This is a genomic window from bacterium, assembly GCA_019912885.1.
Lineage (GTDB): Bacteria > Lernaellota > Lernaellaia > JACKCT01 > JACKCT01 > JAIOHV01.
This window is the reverse complement of sequence record JAIOHV010000045.1, coordinates 23,230-46,161: the sequence shown is the minus strand read 5'-3', so window position 1 is coordinate 46,161 and position 22,932 is coordinate 23,230. Positions and strand designations below refer to the sequence as shown.

General features: G+C 63.2%; 18 protein-coding genes. 10 read left to right on the top strand and 8 right to left on the bottom strand.

The features are described 5' to 3' along the window. Together K8I61_03675 and K8I61_03670 are read right to left on the bottom strand one after the other, a co-directional pair. The coding region (locus K8I61_03675; GenBank protein ID MBZ0271109.1) for a response regulator at positions 1-402 on the bottom strand (402 nt) is incomplete at its 3' end. 87 nt (positions 403-489) lie between these two features. Then, positions 490-2,685 (bottom strand): hypothetical protein, encoded by a 2,196-nt coding sequence (locus K8I61_03670; GenBank protein MBZ0271108.1) that lies wholly within the window; start codon positions 2,683-2,685, stop codon positions 490-492. A 92-nt stretch (positions 2,686-2,777) separates the two neighbouring features. Here K8I61_03670 and K8I61_03665 point away from each other — a divergent pair, with 92 nt between their 5' ends. From K8I61_03665 to K8I61_03655, 3 genes are all read left to right on the top strand, one after another. Then, entirely contained in the window at positions 2,778-2,978 is a 201-nt protein-coding gene (locus K8I61_03665; GenBank protein ID MBZ0271107.1) for a hypothetical protein, read from the top strand. A gap of 64 nt (positions 2,979-3,042) precedes the next feature. Then, complete coding sequence (gene ilvD / locus K8I61_03660) at positions 3,043-4,728, top strand: dihydroxy-acid dehydratase (GenBank protein ID MBZ0271106.1); 1,686 nt, start codon at positions 3,043-3,045, stop codon at positions 4,726-4,728. Between the two features lie 139 nt (positions 4,729-4,867). Beyond that, positions 4,868-5,425, top strand: a complete 558-nt coding sequence (locus K8I61_03655) for a PilZ domain-containing protein (protein ID MBZ0271105.1) — start codon at positions 4,868-4,870, stop codon at positions 5,423-5,425. Between the two features lie 88 nt (positions 5,426-5,513). Here the strand turns inward: K8I61_03655 and K8I61_03650 are convergent, their stop codons facing one another. Beyond that, entirely contained in the window at positions 5,514-6,599 is a 1,086-nt protein-coding gene (locus tag K8I61_03650; GenBank protein MBZ0271104.1) for a quinone-dependent dihydroorotate dehydrogenase, read from the bottom strand. A 133-nt stretch (positions 6,600-6,732) separates the two neighbouring features. Here K8I61_03650 and K8I61_03645 point away from each other — a divergent pair, with 133 nt between their 5' ends. Together K8I61_03645 and K8I61_03640 are read left to right on the top strand one after the other, a co-directional pair. Further along, entirely contained in the window at positions 6,733-8,217 is a 1,485-nt protein-coding gene (locus K8I61_03645; GenBank protein ID MBZ0271103.1) for a hypothetical protein, read from the top strand. A gap of 358 nt (positions 8,218-8,575) precedes the next feature. Next, positions 8,576-9,436: a polysaccharide deacetylase family protein gene (locus K8I61_03640; protein ID MBZ0271102.1), complete on the top strand. Its 861-nt coding sequence runs from the start codon at positions 8,576-8,578 to the stop codon at positions 9,434-9,436. A gap of 5 nt (positions 9,437-9,441) precedes the next feature. Here the strand turns inward: K8I61_03640 and K8I61_03635 are convergent, their stop codons facing one another. From K8I61_03635 to K8I61_03625, 3 genes are all read right to left on the bottom strand, one after another. Continuing rightward, positions 9,442-10,935 carry a B12-binding domain-containing radical SAM protein gene (locus K8I61_03635; protein ID MBZ0271101.1) on the bottom strand — a complete coding sequence of 498 codons (1,494 nt, stop codon included), beginning with the start codon at positions 10,933-10,935 and terminating at the stop codon, positions 9,442-9,444. 86 nt (positions 10,936-11,021) lie between these two features. After that, positions 11,022-11,456, bottom strand: a complete 435-nt coding sequence (locus K8I61_03630) for a response regulator (protein MBZ0271100.1) — start codon at positions 11,454-11,456, stop codon at positions 11,022-11,024. A 6-nt stretch (positions 11,457-11,462) separates the two neighbouring features. Beyond that, positions 11,463-13,457, bottom strand: a complete 1,995-nt coding sequence (locus tag K8I61_03625) for a PAS domain-containing protein (GenBank protein ID MBZ0271099.1) — start codon at positions 13,455-13,457, stop codon at positions 11,463-11,465. Positions 13,458-13,700: 243 nt separating this feature from the next. On the opposite strand from K8I61_03625, the gene K8I61_03620 reads away from it, so the two are divergent. Beyond that, positions 13,701-14,378 (top strand): transposase, encoded by a 678-nt coding sequence (locus tag K8I61_03620; GenBank protein MBZ0271098.1) that lies wholly within the window; start codon positions 13,701-13,703, stop codon positions 14,376-14,378. An 11-nt stretch (positions 14,379-14,389) separates the two neighbouring features. Here K8I61_03620 and K8I61_03615 read toward each other — a convergent pair whose 3' ends face one another. Next, positions 14,390-16,546: a hypothetical protein gene (locus K8I61_03615; protein ID MBZ0271097.1), complete on the bottom strand. Its 2,157-nt coding sequence runs from the start codon at positions 16,544-16,546 to the stop codon at positions 14,390-14,392. A gap of 687 nt (positions 16,547-17,233) precedes the next feature. Here K8I61_03615 and K8I61_03610 point away from each other — a divergent pair. Then, a complete protein-coding gene (locus K8I61_03610) occupies positions 17,234-18,088 on the top strand; it encodes a Ku protein (protein MBZ0271096.1) in 855 nt (284 codons plus the stop codon). Between the two features lie 39 nt (positions 18,089-18,127). Then, a complete protein-coding gene (gene ligD, locus K8I61_03605; protein MBZ0271095.1) occupies positions 18,128-20,719 on the top strand; it encodes a DNA ligase D in 2,592 nt (863 codons plus the stop codon). On the opposite strand, the gene K8I61_03600 is transcribed toward ligD, so the two are convergent. Then, entirely contained in the window at positions 20,682-21,167 is a 486-nt protein-coding gene (locus tag K8I61_03600) for an Rrf2 family transcriptional regulator (protein ID MBZ0271094.1), read from the bottom strand. The genes ligD and K8I61_03600 overlap by 38 nt on opposite strands. Before the next feature lie 206 nt (positions 21,168-21,373). Here K8I61_03600 and K8I61_03595 point away from each other — a divergent pair, with 206 nt between their 5' ends. After that, positions 21,374-22,819 (top strand): cbb3-type cytochrome c oxidase subunit I, encoded by a 1,446-nt coding sequence (locus K8I61_03595; protein ID MBZ0271093.1) that lies wholly within the window; start codon positions 21,374-21,376, stop codon positions 22,817-22,819. Then, entirely contained in the window at positions 22,777-22,929 is a 153-nt protein-coding gene (locus tag K8I61_03590; protein MBZ0271092.1) for a hypothetical protein, read from the top strand. Before K8I61_03595 ends, K8I61_03590 begins: the two co-directional genes overlap by 43 nt. Positions 22,930-22,932: the final 3 nt, after the last annotated feature.

Genomic DNA, 22,932 nt, shown 5'->3' with positions numbered 1-22,932 from the left:
GGCCTCGCGCTCGCGATGCTGCCGGACCAATTCGGGATCGCCGGGACCGATATGCTTTTCGGCGATCTCCACGAGCTTCGCGGGATCGAGCGGCTTTTTCAGCGCGCCGTCGGAGCGGGACTTGCGGAGCATCGGCCCGAGGGATCCGGTGGCGATGGAGGACACGAAATAAACCGCGGTGTCCCGCGAGCGATCCTTGATGCGATCGCAGACCTGCGGACCGTTCGTGCCGGGCATGAGCACATTGACGAACACGAGATCCGGTGCGAATTCGCGGAACAGGTCGAGTCCGTCCGCGGATTGCAGCGCGGTACGTACGACGTATCCCGCCTGCGCGAGCGCGTTCGTCATGCGCACGAGGTCGTTTTGTTCGAAGTCGATAATGAGGATGCTTGGCGCCACACCGCCTCCGCGAAACCGAATACGGTCCCCCGCGCGGGGAGTCCACAAGCTACAAGGGACGACCGGGGCCCGACAAGCCGTTCGCCGTCAATCCGCGAGAAACAGCCGCCGGCGCGGGGGATCAAATTCGAGCTGCAACTCGTCACCGCCAAACGCGATGACGATCTCCTCCGCGCCCCAGGGCGTTTGCGCGTACGGATTGTCGAAACGCGGATACGGCCCGAGGTCAACCGCGTCGCCGCCCGCGACGAATGGATCGTCCCAGCCGAAGGTGATGAGACCCTGCGTCGGCGAGTCGTAGCTCACATCCAGGTCGCCGTTAACCGAGACGGCCGCCGCGAGGATGTCGGTCTTGAAATCGGCGAACGAACCGAACTGGGCCGCGCGCCCGAACTCCATGATCCACACGTTGTTGAACGAGTCGGCGATCAGTTCGTATTCGGCTTCCGGTCCCGTATCGGCGAACGCCGGTGTCGTCCGTGACCACAGCGCGATGTAGCCATCGCCCTTTTTGCCAAAGATCCAGTTGCCGTTTTGCTCCCACTCGTCGAACGCGTTTTTCGGAAAGTAGGCGTGCGTGTAGTCCTTGAAGAGGATGTCCTCGAGGAAGTCGATCGTCTCGCGATCGTAGATCGCGACGAGCACATTTTCGATCTGCCCAATGCGCGGCAGCCATCCGCCGGTCCAGTCGCCGGCGGCGTAGTCGTCCTCCAGGCCACCGGGATAGGTGGTGAACACGGTGGCGTCGCGGTCGAGCGTGACGTTCCACATGTGCTGCTGCGCCGCCCAGTATCCCTTGTTGTAATCGACGCCGCTCGAGACCTGGCCGTCGGCCGTGCGCCAGGTGTAGGTGTTCACGCTTTCGAGCGTGGTGCCGTAGGCCATCGGCTCGACAAGGCGCGCGATCGGCTCCCAGATCGGCCAGAGCGCGAGCGGTTCGAGGAAATCGATGAACGAGAAATAGCCGTCCCACAGGTTCCACGCGTCGATCGTGGCGAGCGTACCCTGCACGACCTCCGGCGCGATGTAGGCGCTCATCGACCACCAGAACATCACGTCGTCGGGATCGTCGTAGGTCAGGCCGTAGTCCGGGCCGTCCAGCACGTCGATGCCCGTGCGCTGGCGGTTGAGAATCGGATAATTGTCGTCATTCGCCAGGCCCTCGAACACGAGAGGCGGCACGTAGTCGCTCGTGCAAGCGCCGCCGGCCGAAAAATGCGAGCCCGGGTTGTAGCCGCCGGTGCCGAACCACACGTATTGCAGCGTGCGCATGCTGTCGGAGCCGCGGCCCATGAGTTTGTCCTCGTAGGTGCGGCCGTGCGTCGTCGCGAGATAACCCCGATAGGAGTTGATCGCCATGTCGAACGCAAGCAGGTCGAGCAGGATCGCGGCCTTTTCGCGGATCGTTTCGTCCTCGGCGAAGTCGTAGAGATTCAAAAGCGCGGGAACGTCCTCGTTGTAATAGACGTTCGAATGCCACTCCGTCATGCCGATGGCAAAACGCATGTCCATCCAGTCGTGAAGGCGCGCCGTGGCCTTTTCGATGTGATCCGTTCCGGTGAGGCCGGCATTCGTGAAGGTCTCGTCTTCCCACATCTGCCCGGCGAGCAGTTCGAGCGCCAGGTAGAGGATCTCGTGGTTTTCCGACCAAAAGATCGTGGAGTCCGGCCCGCCCTCGTCCGGCCAGTATTTGAAACCGAGAAACGCGTCGGTGATGTCGCTTTGGAGTTGCGCGGGGAAATGCGGGCTGTCGGCGTAGAGGTACATCATGCGCATGATGCTCGTCAGCGAAAAATCGACGGTGTCCTCGCGCGCCCAGGCACGATCGAGCTGCGCCTCGACGGCGTCGATGTCCATCTCGCCGCCGATCGCAAGTCGGCAGACCTGGCCGTGGTTGTCGCCGTTCGGCGGCCCTTCGACGTCAAAGCAATCCTGCAACCAATCCTCACAGCGCGAGAGGAATCCGGCCGTCGGCTCGATCGCGTCGCCGGGATCGGTGTCGTCGTCGCCGGTGTCGTCGTCCGCGTCGTCGTCGTTGTCGTCGTCGGACGTGTCATCGTCCGCGTCGTCGTCATCGATATCGTCATCATCGGCGGTGTCGTCGTCGAAATTGTCATCGTCGCCGTTGGCGGTGTCGTCATCGACGGCCGGCAGATCGCCTGTTCCATCGTCGTCGTCATCGTCATCGCCGCAGGAGCACCCCACGGCAACGGCGGTCAAGGCGCACACGCAGGTCAGGAGCGCGAACAGGCGCGCCGAAGTGGCAAGGCGGATCGAGATCAAGCGGATTCCTCCCCGGGAAACGAATGGCCGGCGCGGGGTCGGGATTCGCGCGCCGCTATCGAGGTCATCAGTCTATCCGATGCCCGCGCCGAATGGACATCATCGACATCATGGCCATTATGGACATCCGGCGCGGCAAGAAAAGCGACGCCATTTCCCGCTTTGACCCAATGTCCGCGTTCGCGCCCGACCGGCCGCGGCACCGGCCGATTCCAGTGCGACGCGCGCGGGAAATGCTTTATCCGCGGGGGAATATCGCCACGGCACGATTCGGTCTTGTGACATTGCCCTGATCCGATTAAATACCTTGCATAAAGAATCCCGGTCCCTGGCCATGCGCCGTACGCAGGAGAATTCGTGTCCGACGCCACGCGTCCCAGCAAGCTGACCACCGAAGGCATCGGCCGCGCGCCGAATCGCGGCATGTTGCGCGCCGTCGGTTTTCACGATGACGATTTTTCGCGGCCGATCATCGGCATCGCGAACCTCTATTCCGACATCACGCCCTGCAACGCGCACATCGACCGGCTTGCGCTCAAGGCGCGCGAGGGCGTGCGGGCCGGCGGCGGCGTGCCGCAGGTGTTCGGCGCGCCGACGGCCTCCGACGGCATCATGATGGGGCATCAGGGCATGCGCTACAGCCTCGTCAGCCGCGAAGTGATCGCCGATTCGATCGAGGTCGTCGCCGCGGGCATGAACCACGACGGTGTGCTGACTTTCGGCGGCTGCGACAAGAACATGCCCGGGTGCGTCATGGCGATGGTGCGCATGAACAAGCCGGGGATCTTCGTCTACGGCGGCAGCATCCTTCCCGGCATCGGCGGTTCGGGCGAAGAGATCGACATCGTCTCCATCTTCGAGGCGGTCGGGCAGCGCATGGCCGGCACGATCGACGATGCGACGCTGCACGACATCGAGGTGTGCGCGTGCCCCGGCCCCGGCGCGTGCGGCGGCATGTACACCGCCAACACGATGGCGAGCGCGATCGAGGCGATGGGGATGTCGTTGCCCTACGACGCGAGCGGACCCGGCGTGTCCGCGGCCAAGGAACGCGAGGCGTTCCTCGCGGGCAAGCTCCTGCCGGCGCTCATCGACGAACAGATCCGCCCGCGCGATATCGTCACGAAACGTGCGATCGAAAACGCCTACACGCTCGTGCTCGCGCTCGGAGGATCGACGAATGCCATTCTTCACCTGCTCGCGATCGCGCGCGAGGCGGGCGTCGGGTTTTCGCTCGACGATTTCGACCGCCTGGGCGGCGGCGTGCCGCATCTGGCCGATCTCAAACCAGGCGGGCGCTGGGTGATGTGGGATCTGCACCGCGTCGGCGGCACGCCGGCGGTGATCCGCGCGCTGCTCGACGCGGGCTTGATGAATGGCGACGCGCCGACGGTGACCGGCAAAACCCTGGCGCAAAATCACGAGGGCGTGCGTTCGGTGTATGCGTGCGAGCAGGATGTCATCAGGCCGCTTGACAACCCGATGCACGCGACCGGGCACATTGTCGTGTTGCGCGGGAACCTCGCGCCTGACGGCGCGGTCGCGAAGATCGCCGGATTGAAGAAAACGTCGATCACCGGACCGGCGCGCGTTTATGACGGCGAAGAGGCGTGCTTCGCGGCGATCGAAAAGAATGAAATCGGCGCGGGGGACGTGGTGGTGATCCGCAACGAAGGGCCGGTCGGCGGGCCGGGGATGCGCGAAATGCTTGCGGTGACGGCGGCGCTTGTGGGCCGGGGACTCGGCGAAAGCGTGGGACTCATTACCGATGGACGTTTTTCCGGAGGCACGCACGGCCTGGTTGTGGGACATGTATGTCCGGAATCGGCGGAAGGCGGGCCGATCGCATTCGTAAAAAACGGAGACGAAATAACCATCGATGCCGGGAAAAAATCGTTACATCTCCATGTCTCGGACGACGAGATCGCCAAGCGCCGCTCCGCCTGGCGGAAACCCGTGGTCGAGACGCGCGGCGTCCTTGGCAAATACGCCCGCCTGGTGCATCCGGCGAGCGAGGGTGCGGTGACGATGATCGCGGATTAATGACTTTTGACGATTTTAGACCTTGCGAAAAGGGATCGGTTTAGGTTAGTCAATAGGCGTGCATTTTTTGGATAAGCGGAATTTTTCAAAATAAAGAAGGTGGCGCCCCATGAGTCCCCGAAAAAAGGATGGCCATTCCGTGAAAGCGATTTCGGGCAAAAAGGTGTTTACGACCGGCGAAGTCGCGCGATTGCTCGATATCAACATTAATACCGTGATCCGGTGGTTTGACGAAGGCATCATCAAGGGATTTCGCCTTCCGTTCAGCAATGACCGCCGCATTCCCATCAACAGCTTGCGCACCTTCATGATCGAACAGTCGATCCCGATGGATCTGCTCGAGCGGGAAACGCCGATGCGCCGCTCGCACGAGCGCCTGCGTTTCAAGTCGCCGTTGCGGTTTACGATCGCCAACGGCACGCAGTACGGCCCGTACCAGGGCGAGTTGGCGGATCTGTCGTACGGCGGCGCCCGCATCATGATGCACGGCAGCGCGACGCTTTCGATTCCGACCAAGGCGTATCGCCTGACGCTTGCGTTCGACGACGGCCCGCTTCAAGGCTCGAACCTTTCGGGCAACATTGTTCACTTGCACAGCGGCGACGCCGGACTCTCGCTCGGGCTCAAATTCGACGAGATTCCGCAGCTCGAGCGCGGCCGGTTGAAATCGGTTCTGGTCGACACACCGGAAAACTGACGACGACGCCGGAAGGCCGACAGACACGGAATGACGGAAAGGTCGTCGCGAGCCGCGACGGCCTTTTTTTGATTGCGGGGACGATCCGCTACGCGCCCTTGCCGATGGCGTCGGCGACGCGGTCGTATCCCGCGTCGCGAGCCGCGGCGAGAAGTTCGTTCGCGATGCGCACCGGCGCGCGCGGGCCGGCGTAGACGAAACTCGTATAAATCTGCACGAGCGACGCGCCGGCAAGGATGCGCTCGAAGGCGTCGCGCCCCGTTTCGATGCCGCCGGAGGCCACGAGTGTGACCTTGTCGCCCACCACGCGGCGCAGGATTCGAAGCACCTGCATCGAACGCGAGGCCAGCGGCGGGCCGGACAGCCCGCCCGCTCCGCATTTCGCGACGCGCTCGGCCGGTGTCGCGAGCCCGCCGCGCGCGATCGTCGTATTCGTCGCGATCAGCCCGTCGAGCGGAAAGTCGAGCGCGAATCGTCCGACCGCCTCCACGTCCTCGTCGGTCAGATCCGGCGCGATCTTGACGAGCAGCGGCAATCGCGACCTCTCGCCCGGACGCGCTTCGCCGGCCGCCTTGCGCACGGCGGTCATGATCTCCCGCAGCGCGTCGATCGCCTGCAGATCGCGCAGGCCGGGCGTGTTCGGCGAGCTGACGTTGACGACCAGATAGTCCGCGTGCGGCGCCAAAAGACGCGTGCTCGCGGCGTAATCCTCCGCCGCGCGCTCGGGCGGCGTCGCCTTCGATTTGCCGATGTTGATGCCGACCACGCCCGCGCCGCGGCGTGCGAATCGTTTCCCGACGGCCGCGGCGCCGGGGTTGTTGAAGCCCATGCGGTTGACGAGCGCGCGATCCGCGGGGAGGCGAAACAGGCGCGGCCGGGGATTGCCCGGCTGCGCCAGCGCAGTGACGGTACCGACCTCGACAAATCCAAACCCCAGACGCGCCAAGGGGCCATACGCGCTCGCGGCCTTGTCGAAACCTGCTGCCAGACCGACGGGTGTCGGGAAGTGCAGCCGCAGCGTATCGACGGCAAGCGCCTCGGTCGGCGCGCCCGACGCAAGGAGCCCTCGCGCGCCGGGGACCGCCGACGCGACTCGCAACGCCGCGACGGCGATCCCGTGCGCGGTTTCCGGCGGCAGCATCGCGAGGATCGGCCAGAAAATGCGGTAACTCATGGCGCGGCATTCTGGTTCGTGGCGCGCGGCGAAGCAATCGGCGAGGAGAAGCGCTTTTCTACGATCGCCGTACGGATTGTGATAGCCTTCCGTTTCGCCATTGTTTGCCGGTGATCCGACGCGAGGATGTGTATTGCGCCGCTCCTTCACGAGCATCGTCGCGAGACTCGCGAAAACGCACCGCGTGTTGTTCGCGTTCAGCGTCGCGCTGGCCGCGATGCCCGGTCTTGTCATCATCGAGGATTTCTTACTCGGGAAACGGCATACCTTGTACGTGCTCGACACGTTGATGGTGATTCCGCCGATGATTTCGGGCATGTTCTTCGGTGCGGTTTTCAACAATATCCCCTCGATCGGCCCGATCGACGCCGCGGTCGCCCGGATCGTGATCATGGCCGCGCTGTTGCTGTTTGTCGTCGTCGCGACCTTTCTGCCGCGCATGGTTGCGGCCGGCTTTTTTCGTGCCGTCGACAACGTTCTGGTCCTGACGTTCTCGACGCTCGGCCTGGGACTCTGGTTCCTGGCTTGCGCGTGGTTCGCGTGGGCGGCGCTCGTATTCGGATTGGCGTGGTTCGCCGGCATGGCGACCATCGTTCATCATCGCGTCGCCCGGCGTGCGTTTGTCGTTCCGCTGGTGGTGTTCGGGCTGTTTTCCCCGATCGCGGACCGCGCCCTTCTGCGCGCCGCGGCGGTCGACGCCAATCCCCAGAAAATTTCCGGGATCGCGTGCTACGACTTCGTCGTCACCAGGTCCGGCGAGACGCTCGTGCTGCGCCGCGACAGTCGGCATCCGGTCTATTTCGACGGACGGTCCTGGACGAAACGCGGGGACATGACTCCGGCGGAAAACGCCGAGCTCGGCTCGGACGGCCAGACTATTTACATCGCCAACAGCGCATCCGAGAACGACGAGCCGAGGCTGACGATATTTCGATACGGCGAGGCGACCGACCACGTCCCGGAGCCCGGATGCCAGACGCCGATGACGCTCACCGTTGACGAGCCGGGCCGGCGCATCTTCATGACTTGTGAAGGGGGTCAACTGGTCACGTACAATCTGGCGGACGATACCTGGCGAATGATCGGGCTTCCCTGGCTCGTGTACGGCGTCGGTCACGCGCCTGGCGACGATCGCGTTTATTATTCCACGCTGATTCTGGGGGGGTACGTGGGCGTCGTATCCGCCGAGCGACAGATCGTGCTCGCGCAGCAGTACGTCGGCCTCCTGACGCAGGACATCGCGGTGGACGAAATCACGGGTCTGGTCTGGCTTGCCCTGCCGGCGTCTCGCGACATGGCGGTCTTCGATCGGGATCTTCGCATCGTCGATCGCGTGCGTGTCGGCGGCGGGGCGCGCAAACTCGCCATCGACCGTGAACATCGCCTGCTTTTCGTCGGCCATTACCACGCCGGCATCGTCACCGTCCTTGATCTCGATACCCGGGAGGTGGTCGAACGCGCGAAGATCGGCTTGCCCGGGCAATATTTTCGCAGCAATGGAATCGCCATCGGGCCGGGCGGCTGGATCGAGCTTGCCGACCTGACCGGCGCGTGGCGCCTTGATTTCAAGCCCCTTCTCGAACGCCTCGAAAAATCCACAACAGCGCCTCCGCCATGAGCCGGTCGCATGGCGCGCGTTGCGAGGCTCCATCGGAGACGTGGTCGCGACCCTCGCCGAAATGCGATGGAGCTGCCTTGCTTGACCGTTTTCCGCGACGGGTGATTTAATCCGCTTACCCGTCTTATTTCGTTTTGCGACCGGTTCGGCGCCGGCCAGGGCTGGGGCCCTTACCGCGAGAGACCATGCTTATGAAGCGATTGCTTCTGGTCCAGCCGCCCCCCATGCACGCACCGGGCACATCCGGGCGGACACACGCGGAGATTCCGATGGGCGAGGTCTTTCGCCGTCTGGGGTTCGGTGTGCAACGTCGGCGGCCCGCCGCGCCGCCAACGTCACCCGGCGCCGTCCGTTTCGAGTGACCGTCACCGACGATCGCCCGTTCTGGTGTCATGTCGATGTCGACAGCCTGGAGTCGATCTACGAGTTCCGGCGGCGTCACCGCCCGCCGGAATGCGACCGGTTTTTCGAAACCGGAATCACCGGCGCGATTGAGTTTTTCGCCTCCCGGAATATCACCGCCACGTTTTTCATCGTCGCGCGGGATCTCGGCGATCCGTTCAAGCGCCGTGTGATCGAGCAGGCGCGCGACGCCGGACATCGCATCGCGAGCCACAGCATGAACCATGCGCTGCTGGCCGGCCTGGCCATGCGGGACAGGCGAGAGGAGATCGCGGGGTCCAGGGCGCGCATCGAGGATGCGCTCGGCGTCCCCGTGCGCGGATTTCGTTTTCCGGGCTACTCCCTCGACCGCGAGTCGCTGGAAATCGTGCGGGACGCGGGTTACGACTATGACTCGTCGATGTTCGCGAACAAGCGGTTTTGCCGGCGGATGGGATTCGCGCATGTGTCGTACGTTCCGTTCGAACCTTTTGAGGGTGTGGATTTCATCGAATTCCCGCTTCCGCGCGTCGGGTCGTTTCTGCCGCCATTTCACCCCTGCTATGCTTTTTATCTTTCGCGCGCCTACTTTGATCGCTCATTCGCCTGGTTCGCCCGGCGCGCGTCGAGCATGACGCTGCTGTTTCACCTGACCGATTTCGCCGAGCCTGCAATCGCGCACCAGACTCCGGACATGCGTTTTTACGCCAACGGTTTCATTTCGGTCGCCGCCAAGTCGCGCTTTCTTACGCGCCTGATCGAAACAGTGCGAACCCGGTATGCAAGCGCGGTGACGGAGGACTGGATCGACCGAAGGCGGCTGGACCTGGCTCGATAAGGCGGTCATATCGAGACGAGCTGCGCGAGACGCCGCGCGCCCGCCGCGAACACGCGCCCCAGTCGCGCGGGCGAGGTCGCCTCGCGACGAAGCGTCCGCCACACGTAGCCTGGGCGCAGGTACATTGACAGAAGCATCGAGCGCCGCATCCTGACGAGATCGGCGTGCGAGAGCGTTCGCGTGCGAACGGGCGAGTCGGAGTATCCCCGATCGCTGATCGCCGATTCGACAAGGCCCTCGTCGATCGCCTGGTCGCGAAACTCGGTATTCGGAATGGGAAACGCGATGTTGAAGTCGGTGAAATCCGGACGGAGTTCGCGCGCGAAGCGGAAGGTATCCGCGATCGACTCCTTCGTGTCCCACGGCAGGCCGATGACGAAAAACGCGTGCGTGCGAATGCCGACGCGTTTGCAAAGCGCGATGCCCGCCCGGACCTGCGCGGCGCTGAGGTTTTTCTGCATACGGCGCAGATGCTCGTCGTTACCGCTTTCAATGCCGAAACCAAGCGAATAACAGCCGGCGTCTTTCATCGCGCGCAACATCCCTTCGTCGACAGAATCAAGACGCGTGCTTGCCGCCCAGGCGATATCAAGACCGGATTCCCGGATCCGCCGCGAAAAGTTCATCACCCACGGCCGGTCCAAGGTGAATGTGTCGGCCTCGAAAAGAAACTCGCGAATGCCGAAGTCCCGGACGCAGGAAGCGATTTCGTCGAGTACGGCCTCCACGGGACGTTGCTGAAGGCGACCTCCGGACAAGGTGTGCGCCGGGCAAAACACGCACTTGAACGGGCAACCGCGGCTCGTCTCGACGATCGTCATCCGTCGGCCGCTGAGAGGCGAACGGTAGAGATCGTTTCGGAACAGATCGCGCGCCGGCGGCGGATGGCACGAGAAATCGATCCGCTCCCGGCGCAACGGGTTGACGCGGATCTCGCTATCCCGCCGAAAGGCCAGGCCGTGGATGTCGGCCGGATCGACGCCGCTTCCGAGGTCAAACAGTCCGCGATCCGCCTCGCTGCGCAGGACGGCGTCCACGGCGGGGTGCGCCTCAAGAAATGACGCGGCGTTTTCGGCGAAGATGGATGTCAGCGCCAGCGTCGCGATCGCGGGATGCCGCTCGCGGGCCAACACGAACGCGCGATAGTCGCCTGCGATCGTGGGCGCCGAAGCCTGGACGACGAGCAGATCGACCGGCGCCGTCAGCTCGTCGAGAAAATCGGCCCACCCGCCCCGCTCGGCGGGGAAATCCCGAAGGCGCACGGAAACGCCCGCCTCGCGCAGAAACGCGGCGGCGTAAGCGAGCCCCAGCGGCGGCAGGACGACCCGGACGGTCTGTTCTTCGACGCGGTTCTGGCAGCGATCATCACGACGATAAAGGCCGGTCGGCGGAACGACGAGCAACGCATCGGCAAAACGCCGGGGCATCGCGCTCGCGGATCGGTTAACCGCCCCGGCAAACGCGCCCGCGTCGAAACTGGATTGCGTATTCGAATCCACGCCGCTTCCTTGGCATTTGAAAGATCGTATCGTCGCTCCCTCGGACGCACAAGGCGATAGGGGCGCGCGCGTCCCCGGCGGTCGGTCTATCGGAAAGGGAGTTTGACGACCGCGAACCAGAACGACTCAATCGCATGCACGATGCGCGTGAAGGAATGGAGGTCAACGGGCTTGGTGATGAAGCAGTTGGCGTGCAGGTCGTAGCTCTTGAGGATATCGGCCTCGGCGTCGGACGACGTGAGGATGACGACCGGGATCATGTGCAGTGTCGGCGATCCCTTGATCTCCGCCAGCACCTCCTTGCCGTGTTTTCGCGGCAGGTTGAGGTCGAGCAGGATCAGATCCGGCCGCGGCGCGTATTCGTAGGGCGGCTCGCGATTCAGGAATTTCAGCGCCTCCTCGCCGTCCGGCGCGACGGAGAGATTGTTGCTGATCTTGCTCGCGGACAGGCTTTCGCGCGTCAGGTCCACGTCCGCGGGGTTGTCCTCGACAAGCAGGATTTCGATCGGGGCGCTCACCATGCGGGCCTACCTTTCTGCGTCCGGCGCGGGCAGCGTGAAATGAAACGCCGTTCCCTCTCCCGGGGTCGATTCCACCCAGATTTTCCCATCATGCCGTTCCACGATCTTTTTGGCGATGGCAAGGCCGATGCCGCTGCCCGGATAATCTCCGCGGCTATGCAGGCGCTGGAACACGCCGAAGATTTTTTCCAGATGCTCCGCCGCGATGCCGATGCCGTTGTCCTTGACCGTGAATTCGAAGTGGCCGTCACCCGGCGAAGCGGCGACGTGCACGCGCGGCGCCTCGTCGCGGCGGAATTTGATCGCATTGCCGATCAGGTTCTGGAAAAGCTGCACGAGTTGCTCGCGATCGGCCACGACATCCGGCAGGTCGTCGTGCGTCACTCGGGCACCCGATTCCTGGATCGCGCCGGCCAGATTCTCGAGCGCGCGATCGACCACGACCGATGTGTTGACGCGCTCCGGCGGCCGCGCGCGCGTTCCGACGCGAGAGAAACTCAGCAAGTCGTTGATAAGCTGCTGCATGCGTTTGGAGCCGTCCACCGCGTAGCGGATGTACTGATCGGCCTTTTCGTCGAGCTGCCCCTCGTAACGTTGGGCCAGCAGTTGCGTGTAGCTTGCGACCATCCGCAGCGGCTCCTGCATGTCGTGCGACGCCGCGTAGGCGAACTGCTCCAGGTCGCGGTTCGACGCCGCGAGCTCCTCGGTGCGTTTTCGCAATTCGGCGTCAGCCATCTTGCGTTCGGTGATGTCCTCCGAGATGCCAAGCAGAAACAAAGGCCGCCCGGTTTCGGTCTTGATCGGGATCTTCTTGGTATGCAGCCAGCGCTCGCCTTTCAGGCGCGTCTGGATCGGCTCTTCGGGAATGTCGAGAATGCGTTCGCCAAGGAGAACCTGGCGGTCCTTGTTCGTGAAGAATTCGGCCTGATCCTTGGGAAAGAAGTCGAAGTCGGTCTTGCCGATCAGTTCGCGGCGATCGAATCCCAGCAGCTCCTCGCCGGCCTTGTTGAAACGCACGAAACGCAGCTTCTTGGCGTCCTTGATGAAGATCATGTCGGGGATGTTCTCGATGATCGACTCGAGGAACAGGTTGTTGCGCCACAGGTCGCGTTCGGCGCGCACCTTGGCGGTGACGTCCACCATGCTGCCGACGGCGTGGACGGTGTTGTCGCGCTCGCGGTAGAGCGTGACGGTGGTGATGATCTCCACGGTATTTTCGCGCAACGTGCCGCGCGGCGCCTGCGTGCGAAAGCTCGTCTCCCCGCGCGCGAACGCCGCCAGTTGCTCGCGCAGCGAGGGATAGGCCACGGGCGTCATGACCTTGTCGAGCGAGGCGAGCAGCTCTTCCTTGGAGGCGGCCTCGAACAGCGTGAGCGCGGCGGCGTTCACATCGAGCACGCGGATCCGTGAAAGGACATCCCGAAGTTCGATCTCGTGCTTTTCATAATACCCCGCGACGTCGATGACGCCGGTCGCGCGGAGCTTCTCGATTTCCTTGAAGACGTCGGTGAAATCCTCCTCGAAGATCGCGACGCCGGTGGCCTCGTAGATCGTCCGGTACCGCGATTCCGCGACGCGCGCTTCTTCCTCGCGTTGAATGCGGTCGCTCACGTCGGTGAACATCACGGCGACGCGGTTTTTGGGAAGCGGAACGATGGCCGCGTCGTAGGTTCCCTCCGGCGAGCCGGCGTGCCGGTAGGGAATCAGGCCGATCTGCAGGGCGCGCCCCGTGCGGATCGCCTCGACGCACTTCCGGGGCAGCACGGTTTCAAACACGTTGGGGAATTGGTCCGCGAGCCGTTTCCCTTCGAGATCCTCGGGAACGTAGGAGCGCGCGATCTTCCGCCCGGCAGGATTGAACCCGAGCATGACAAGCGAGGCGGCGTCATCGGGATTCGGAAGCTCCAGGATGACGATGCCGATCGGCAGCTCCTGGAAGAGCGTCTGGTAAAGCTCCAGCAGTTGCGAGGTCGTCGGAGATGGATTCTCGTTCGTCGACATGCGTCTCCGCTGGGCATTTGGCCAAATTCGCGGGGTTACGTTGCCCAGCAGCAGTAGCGGCGTCAAGGGGAATCGGGTCGACGCCCATCAAACCATGAGCCGTCGCCGTCGAGAAGCCCACGAAAATCGCGCAAATCGTTTGACGGCACGCCGCGCGCCGCCGTCAGCGAAAAGAGACCCTAATAGGGGACAGTCACCTATTTTTTTCTTGACCCTCCCTGCGATCCGTCGCAGCATCGCGCCATGCCCCGTCTCGCGCGCATCGTCATCGAAGGCTTGCCGCACCACGTCACGCAGCGCGGCAACAACCGGCAGGACGTTTTTTTCACGGACGCCGACCGCGAGATTTATCTCGACCTGCTACGCGCGGAGACGCGGCGCTTCGGCGTCGCGGTCATGGGCTACTGCCTGATGACGAACCACGTCCACCTGATCGTCATACCCGAGAACGCCGCCGGCCTGGCGAAAGCGATGGGCCGCACGCACTATCGTTACGCCATGACGATCAATCGTCTGCATGGGCGAACCGGCCACATTTGGCAAAACCGCTTTTTTTCGTGCCCGCTCGACCGCCCGCACGCGTGGGCGGCGCTGCGTTACGTGGAACGCAATCCCGTCCGCGCGAAGATGACGCGCGTCCCGTGGACGTATCCGTGGTCGAGCGCGAACGCGCATTGCGAGGGCGAGGATCCGCGCCACGTGCTTGACTTCGACGAATGGGCGCGCCGATCCGCCGGTAGCGACTGGAAGGCGTGGCTGACCGAACACGACGACCCCGAACTCATTGCGAAGATGCGCCTGAGCACGCACACCGGACGACCCCTCGCGTCCGATTCCCTTCTCTCCAAAATCGAATCCACCCTCAACCGACGATTACGCCCGCTGCCCGTCGGAAGACCGAAGGGCGGCCCCAATAAATAGGTGACTGTCCCCTATATTCCCGGTGCTTTTTCATGAATTGCCCCCCTTCGGTCATCGTATTTTCGTACGGGTGGTTGAACTCTATAAAATATTAGTCCATGAGTACGTCCCGTCGCGACGTGCCGGCCAAGAGTGTCAATCGCAATGGCGCCGAAGCCGCTCGCAGCACAGTCAAGCGGCTCAACACTCCATGCCGTAAGGTCATCGCTAACTACACGTATCGCACAATTTTGTTGGATGGTATTATAAAACGTCCCTGTATAGATATAGACAACATCATTAGCATCGAGAGCAATATAGCCGTACGATGACTTGCCGATCAAAGGTTCGAGGTAATCGGATGACCACGAGCCGTCCACATTGTTTGCGTAATATATAGATCGCTTGGGGCCACTCGCGTCATAAATCGCTGAATGAGCGTAGCCCTGCGAATCCAGTGCGATCGTCGCGTATCCATCGTTGTTTCCGACATCGAGAATGTGTTGCTCCGTCCAGCCGCCATCGCGATCCGTTGCATAATAGAAACTCGTGTCGCGGCGGTAGACAATATGTATATCATTATCGGGTCCGATAACCATATCCGCCCCCGACGTGACTCCGGGAAAAATCGGTTCGGCGGTCCAGGCGTCCCCGATACGCCTCCCAATTTGAAGCATGCCCGATCCGTCCGGTTGCAGCGCGACCGGCGTATCGTCGCTCAACAAGTCGAGTTTTACGGAGTAGTACGAAGTAATTTCGATCGACCAGTCGTCAACTCCGATACGTTTTGCGTAGTAAGGAAGGAGATTGGTTTGATCCCAAAAAATGATATGCGGGCGATTGGTGGAATCCACCGCGATATCCGGATAGGCATCGTGTGATACAATTTCCAGGTCGGCAATAAACTCCTGGCGCCATTGCCCCCCGACATTCGTCACATACCTCAAGCCGGCGCGGAAATTCCACGCACGAGAGTAAAGCAGGTGAAGGGAATCGTCCGGGCCGAGATCGAATGCCTCGTCGTCAACGTTCCCGTCGAAAATCCTCGAAGAAACACTCTTGATGCCGTCCGTATGCACCCAGTTCATGGACGCCCTCTCGTCGGAGACCAAAGACGCCGTCACGTAAGAATTGGCGCAATATTTCGCTCGCGTGACCCAGCCTTCGCCATCGGGGGAGTAAACCGGATCGACAACCCAGGCCGCGCCTTCCTGCCGAGCGCGCCGGAACGTATTGACGCCGTCGCCCCAGGAAAAAAACGCCGTTGCGACGCCCTGCGCGTCAAACCCTACGGAATTGTAATAGGTGTACCCCAAAGGCGGGCCGATCAGGAAATACGACCAGGTGCCCGCGTCCTTTTCCGCGATGCGCGGCGCGAACGTCGTCAGGAATCCGACGCCCTGGTAGGAAACGTAGGCGTGCCCGGCCGATTCCGCTGCGATTTCGGGCTGAAAAAAACCCGAGAAGACCCCGATGCTTTCAAAAATAAAGCCGGCGTCGCCGGTCTTGGACGCATAGATCAGGCCCGGGAAAGCCCACGGAACCGAATAGCCCACCTCCGACACCAGGTGAACGCTGCCGTCCGGTGCGACGTCCAGGGCCGTTTCGTAGCCGACGTCGATACCGATGTCGTTCGCGTCGAATACGATTTCCGTTTCCCACGTCCCGGCGACACGATGCCCGTAACGCACCGAATCCTCATCCCCGTTTCTCCACGCCATGTGGGGTATACCGTCCGGGCGAAGCGCGATGGCGTTTTGCGTGTTGCGGTAACCGATATCGACATAAGGGCCAATAATAGCCATCGCGTCGACGACCTCGATCGTCCACGCATCGCCGGGCGCACCCGTCGCATAGCGAACCTCGCGGTTCCAGGTGTCGGTGTACGCAATGTGAAAAACGTCGTGTTCGTCGATCGTCATGCGCGGCCAGGCGGACATGAACGCGACGCGCTCCCAAGTCCAGTCCGTCGGACGCACCTGCCCTGTCGCGATGATGTCCGCCGCCAGCGAATAGACGCGCAGATCGCGGCCGTAAGACGCGACGATGTGGACGCTACCGTGCGAATCGACCACAACGTCGCCTTCGAGGTACCGGACGCCGCTGCTGGTGATAACGCAGATCTCCGTGCCGTCATCGGAGACAAACGAATCTGGACAGCCCGGCTGAAACGGCGAAAGCTCCGTCAAGCCAAGATCGACGACATCGTCCGGTAGCTCAACGCAATTCTCCGCGAGGTCTTCGTCGTACGGGCGGGCAGCCGTGTCGTCGTCCGCGCTGTCGTCGTCGAACGTGTCATCGTCGGCGTCGTCGTCGGAATCGTCGTCCGCGTCGTCGTCGGGAACCGAATCGTCGTCATCCCTCGTGTCGTCGTCCGGCGCGGAATCGTCATCATCGGCCGCATCATCGTCCGCGATCCCGTCGCCGGTCGAGTCGTCATCGTCGCCGCACGAGCAGCCGGGGACCGTGAGGAGAAGCGGGAGGGAGAGGAGAAGGAGGAGCGCGAAAAACGCAGGGAAGCGGCTCGCGGTTTTTCCCCGCGAATCGGATCGCACGGAATTGCCGGCGACGCGCATAAACCCCACCCCGATTCGTAAAGCGAATATGATCCTACGGTACGCGTAGTAGCAAGCGAGACATTGCCGGCGAATGCGGCGAAGCTCATAACCGTCAATCATATCTCCAATCTCAATGAAATGACTCGCGATGTCCCGCGTGATCGGCAATTCGGTTCCTCGCCGATTCCGTAAGGGCCGTTCACCCCACGAAAACCACGCAAATCGTTTGACGGAGCGTTCCCGGCGGCGGGATCATGTACGCGCGGGAGCGTCGTTTGGGGGACGGCGATTTGCGCCGCGACGCAAGGGGGTTTTCCGATGGCCAGACCGACCTGGAAGGGCCACCTATCGTTCGGGCTCGTCAACGTTCCGGTCGCGCTTTTTCCGGCCGAGGAGCGCTCGGAACTGTCGTTTCACATGGTCGATTCGCGCAACCGCGCGCGCGTGCGTTACGAGCGCGTCAACGCGGAAACCGGCGAGGAAGTGCCCTGGGAAGACATCGTCAAGGCGTACGAATACGAGGAAGGCGAATACGTCCTGCTCGACGACGAGGATTTCAAGCGGGCGGCTCTGGAATCATCGCAGACGATCGAGATCGAGGATTTCGTCGACCGCGAGTCGATTCCGATCGTCTATTTCGACAAGCCCTACTACCTCGTGCCGGGCAAGAAGGCCGAGAAGGCGTACGCGATCCTGCGCGAGGCGATCCGCCGTTCGGGCAAGGTGGGCATCGCGAAGGTCGTCATCCGCACGCGCCAGCACCTTTCCGCCGTGGGCGTGGAAGGCGACATGATTGTGCTGGAGCTGCTGCGTTTCCATGAGGAGATCCGCGACCCGAAAGACTACGACGTGCCGCACGAAAAGCTCGAAGCGCTGAAGATCACGAAAAAGGAGATCGACCTCGCGCAAAAGCTCGTCGACGCGATGAGCGCGGATTGGGAGCCGGAGAAGTACCACGACGAATACCGCGACAAGCTGGTCGCGTGGATCGAGAAGAAAGCCAAATCCGGCGGCAAGGTTCCCCCGCCGATCGCGGAGAAGGAAGAGGCGCCGGGGGCCAAGGTCATCGACATGATGGAGCTGCTCAACAAGTCGGTGAAGGAATCCGCGAAGAAGAAAAAGGCCAAAAGCCCGCCGCCAAAACAGCCACAGCGCGCGCGCCGGGCGCCGTAGCGGGGCGCGACGAATCCCCCTCCCGAAAGGCGACGTCGGATGGAACTTCGGGAATACGAAAAAAAGCGCGACTTCCGCAAAACCTCCGAGCCGCGCGGGCAGGTGCAAACGAGCCGGTCCGGGCGCCTTTTTGTCGTGCAGAAGCATGACGCCTCGCGGCTGCATTTCGATTTTCGCCTCGAGCACGACGGCGTGCTGTTGAGCTTTGCAATCCCGAAAGGCCCGAGCCTTGACCCGGGCGAGAAGCGCCTTGCGGTGCGCGTCGAGGATCACCCCGTCAAGTACGGCGATTTCGAGGGCGTCATCCCCGAGAAGGAATACGGCGGCGGCACGGTGATGCTGTGGGATCGCGGCACGTGGGAGCCCCTGAACGATCCGGACGAGGGCCTGAAAAACGGCGATCTCAAATTCCGTCTCGATGGCGAGCGCCTCGCCGGCGCGTTCGCGCTCGTCCGCATGAAACGCGGCGACGGAGACGGCTGGCTGCTCATCAAAAAGAACGACGAGGCGGCGACGAAAAAGGACATCCTCAAATCCGCGGACACGAGCGTAACGACCGGGCGTTCCATGACCGAAATCGCGGCCGACGCCGATCGCGTCTGGGGCCCGGAAGGCGAGGAGAAGGCCAGGCCCGAATCGATCGCGCCGAAGAAAAAAGCCCGCGTCGCCTCCGGCGCGAAAAAGTCCGCCCGCCCCGCCCTCTCGAGGATGAAGGGCGCGAAAAAGGCGTCGATGCCGAAAGATGCGCGCCCGCAGCTCGCGACGCTCGTGGACGAGGCGCCGGCGGGCGCCGGGTGGATCCACGAGATCAAATACGACGGCTACCGCGCGATCGCGCGGATCGAGCGCGGCAAGGCGAGGCTCGTCAGCCGCAGCGGCAAGGATCAGACGAAAAAGTTCTCGCCCATCGCGGATGCGCTTGCCGACATCGACGTGAAGGACGCGGTGCTCGACGGCGAGGTCGTCGTGCTGCTCCCCGACGGGCGCACAAGCTTTCAGGCCCTGCAGAACGTGCTGTCCGGCGTCGATGCCGGGCGGCTCGTGTATTTTGTTTTCGACGCGCTCCACCTTGACGGATACGACCTCACCGGCGCGCCGCTTTCCGAGCGCAAACGCGCGCTCGCCGCGATCGTGCCGCCATCAGACTCAAACGCGATCGTGCGTTTCGGAGGTCACATCGAGGGACAGGGCGGCGCCGTGTACGACAATGCGTGCCGGCTTGGCCTGGAGGGCATCGTCAGCAAGCGCGCCGATGCGTCCTACGCCGCGGGCAAGCGCACGCGCACGTGGGTGAAGGTCAAGTGCACGCACCGGCAGGAGTTCGTCATCGGCGGTTTCACCGAGCCCGGCGGATCGCGCCAGGGCTTCGGCGCCTTGCTCGTCGGCTATCACAACGACGGCGGCGATCTGGTATACGCCGGGCGCGTCGGCACGGGATTCGACGACAAGACGCTGAAGAATCTCGCCTCGACGCTGTCGAATATCGAGCGCAAGACCTCTCCGTTCGCGGGCGAGCTTTCGCGCGCGGACAAAAAGGGGGCGCATTTCGTGACGCCGAATCTCGTCGCCGAGGTGGCGTTCACGGAGTGGACGAAGGACGGCGTCCTTCGCCATCCGTCATATCAGGGTCTTCGCGCGGATAAAAGCGCGGCCGACGTGGTGCGCGAGGAACCGGAGCGAATCGCCGCCGCCGCATCAAAATCGGACCGCCCACCGCCGCGCGAGCGATCGAAAGGCTCGAATGACGCGACCGTCGCGGGCATACGCATCACGCACCCGGATCGCGTTGTGTATCCCGACGCCGGCCTGAACAAGCGCGCCATCGCGGAATATTACGAACGCGTCGCGCCCGCGATGCTAGCGCATCTCGCGAACCGTCCGCTGACTTTCCTGCGCGCTCCGTCCGGTGTTGATGACGGCACGTTTTTCCAGAAGCATTTCGGCGACGATCCGCCGCCCCATACGAAGGTGGTGCCGATCCGCGAAAAGGACGGCACGGGAAATTATCTCGTCGTCGCGGATGCGCGCGGCCTGGTGTCGCTCGTGCAATACGGCGTGCTGGAATTTCACGCGTGGGGCTGCCGCGCGGATCGCATCGAGAGCCCGGACCGGTTGATCTTCGATCTCGACCCCGCGCCCGACGTGGAATGGAAGGCGGTGACGCACGCGGCCCTGATGTTGCGCGAGGTGTTCGCGGATCTTGGGCTTAAGAGTTTCGCGAAAACGTCCGGCGGCAAGGGGCTGCACGTCGTCGTGCCGATCGAGCGGCGAAGCGGCTGGGACGAGGCCAAGGACTTCGCGCGCGCGATCGCCGAGCGCGTCGCGAAAAACGAGTCCGATCGCTACGTGGCGACGATGAGCAAGAAAAAGCGCGAGGGGAAAATCTTCATCGACTACCTTCGCAACGCGCGCGGCCAGACCGCCGTGGCGCCTTACTCCTTGCGCGCGCGTGCCGGCGCTCCGATCTCCGCCCCCGTCACCTGGGACGAGGTCGAAGACGGCATTCGCGGCGACGCGATCACGCTGGCGGATATCGGCAAACGGCTTCGTCGCGCGGACCCGTGGGCGGGCATCGAATCGATCCGGCAATCGATCACGAAGAAGGCGTTGGGCGCGCTCGGCTTGTCCTGACGCCGCTCACGCGGCGCGACGAGCCTTTTCCGCGCGGGGCGGGTTTCTTTTTTCGGACCGTGCTCGAAAGCGTCGTCCCTGCCGCCCAATCTCCGTATATCTCTTTCAGCTCTTTCCACGCGGGATGAAGCGGGCACGGATTTTTTTCGTCGCAGGCCTTGAATCCAAAAGCGCAGTGCGTCGGGTCCATCGTGAAGTGCGTCGCGTCCAGGATCTCGGTGAAACTGATCGACTTCGTGGGGCGCGCCAGCACAAACCCGCCGTGATGCCCCTTGCGCGCGGACACGAGGCCGGCGACGACAAGCGAACGCATGACCTTCGACAGGAAGCGTCGCGGGATGGCGGACACCTCCGCGAGATCCCGCGAGTTGATGGATTCGCCCGGCGGCAGGGCGGCGAGGCACGCCATCGCGCGCAAGGCGTACTGACTTGTTTGCGGCAGCAGCATTTCCCTCTCCCCGAAATTTTCGAGACGGTTCGCGATGATGAATGCGAGCAATCTCGCACACCGTTGCCGCATGCGCCACGGTTCACGCGATCTTGCCGGCTTGCGGCGGCGCCATCTTGCCGCGCACTTGATCCAGGTCAATTTTCGACTCAATAGACTAAAATGTCTATTGACTTCGCCGGGGCGTATCGTAAAACCTGCCGCTCATGAGTCCGCGGACTTTCCCCACCGCCGAAACCGGCAACACGATGGCGCGACGCTGGTTGACGGTCTCCGTATTCAGCCTCGTTCTGGCGGGCCTGTTTTCGATCGTGCTCGTCATCGGCCGCACGCCGCCGCTTGATCGGTATCTGCCCGACGCGGACCTGTTCAAGCGTTCGCTCGTCGTCCACGTGAATCTGGCGTTCGTTGTGTGGTTCTACGCATTCCTCGGCACCCTTTCGTCCGTCGTGGCTTCACCCGGGCCGCGTAAGACGTTTACCCATGCCGGGCCGGCGGCCGCGGTCGCCGGCATTTTTCTGATCGTGGCCGTGCCATTTGTCACATGGGCGCCGCCGGTTTTGTCGAACTACGTCCCGGTCGTTGACCATCCCGCGTTTCTGTTTGGCCTGGCCTTGTTTGGCGCGTCGCTCCTGCCGGGTTTCGCGGCGCTGTTTCGCCGAAACGCCACGTCTTGCCGCGAGACGTGCGTTCCGCGGGCCACGGCGCACGGCGTCCGCGCGGCGGCGATCGCGTTCGTGCTGGCGATCGCGACGTTCGCCGCGGCCGCACTTGCCATGCCGGCCGGAATGCCTGCGGACGCGCGGTACGAGATCGTTTTCTGGGGCGGCGGGCACGTCTTGCAGTTCGCGAACGTCGCTGCGATGACGGCGTGCTGGTTCCTGCTTCTTGGCGCCGCGCTGGGACGCGAGCCGATCGGCGGGCGCACTGCGCGGGCGTTGTACGCCGTGTTCCTTCTGCCGCTCGTCCTTGCGCCTTATGCGGCGTACCACGGAATTCAGACGGGATCGTACCGGTTCGCGTTCACGCGGCTGATGCAGTTCGGCATCTTTCCCGTGGTGATGGCGATCCTCGCGCTGTGCGTGCGCGCCATCGTTCGCGAACGTCGCAACGGCCTTGACCTTCGCGGCGCGTGGCGGTCCCCCTGGCTGCCCGGATTCGCGGCGAGCGCCGCGCTTTCCGTGGCGGGCTTTGCGTTCGGCGCGGCCATCAAGGGCTCCAATACCGTCATCCCCGCGCACTACCACGCGTCGATCGGCGCGGTGACGGTGGCGTTCATGTCCGCGTCGTATCTTTTCGTTCATCGATGGGGATACCTGCCCGACCGCGCGTCGGTGCGGCGCGCGGCGTGCTGGCAACCGGCGATCTACGGATTCGGACAGGTGGTCTTCGCGCTCGGATTCGGGCTCGCGGGCATGCAGGGCCTGGCGCGCAAGACCTACGGCGCCGAGCAACACATCCGGACCGGGGTCGAGAAGCTCGGACTAGGAATCATGGCGACCGGCGGCGCGTTCGCGGTGGCCGGCGGCATTTTGTTTCTTTGGATCATGGCGCACGCGTACCGGACGGCGCGCGAACGCACGACGGCAGGAAACCACGGGAGGATTTCATGGCCCTTGAAGATAGCGACCGGCATCTTTTTCAGAAACTGATGGACAACCCCTGGCTGCTTCTGGCGCTGGGGCTATTGATTCCGTTCCTTTCGTACACCGCGTGGGGCTGGATCGAGCTTGCGCTCATGGCGCCGGCCCAACTGCCGTAACCA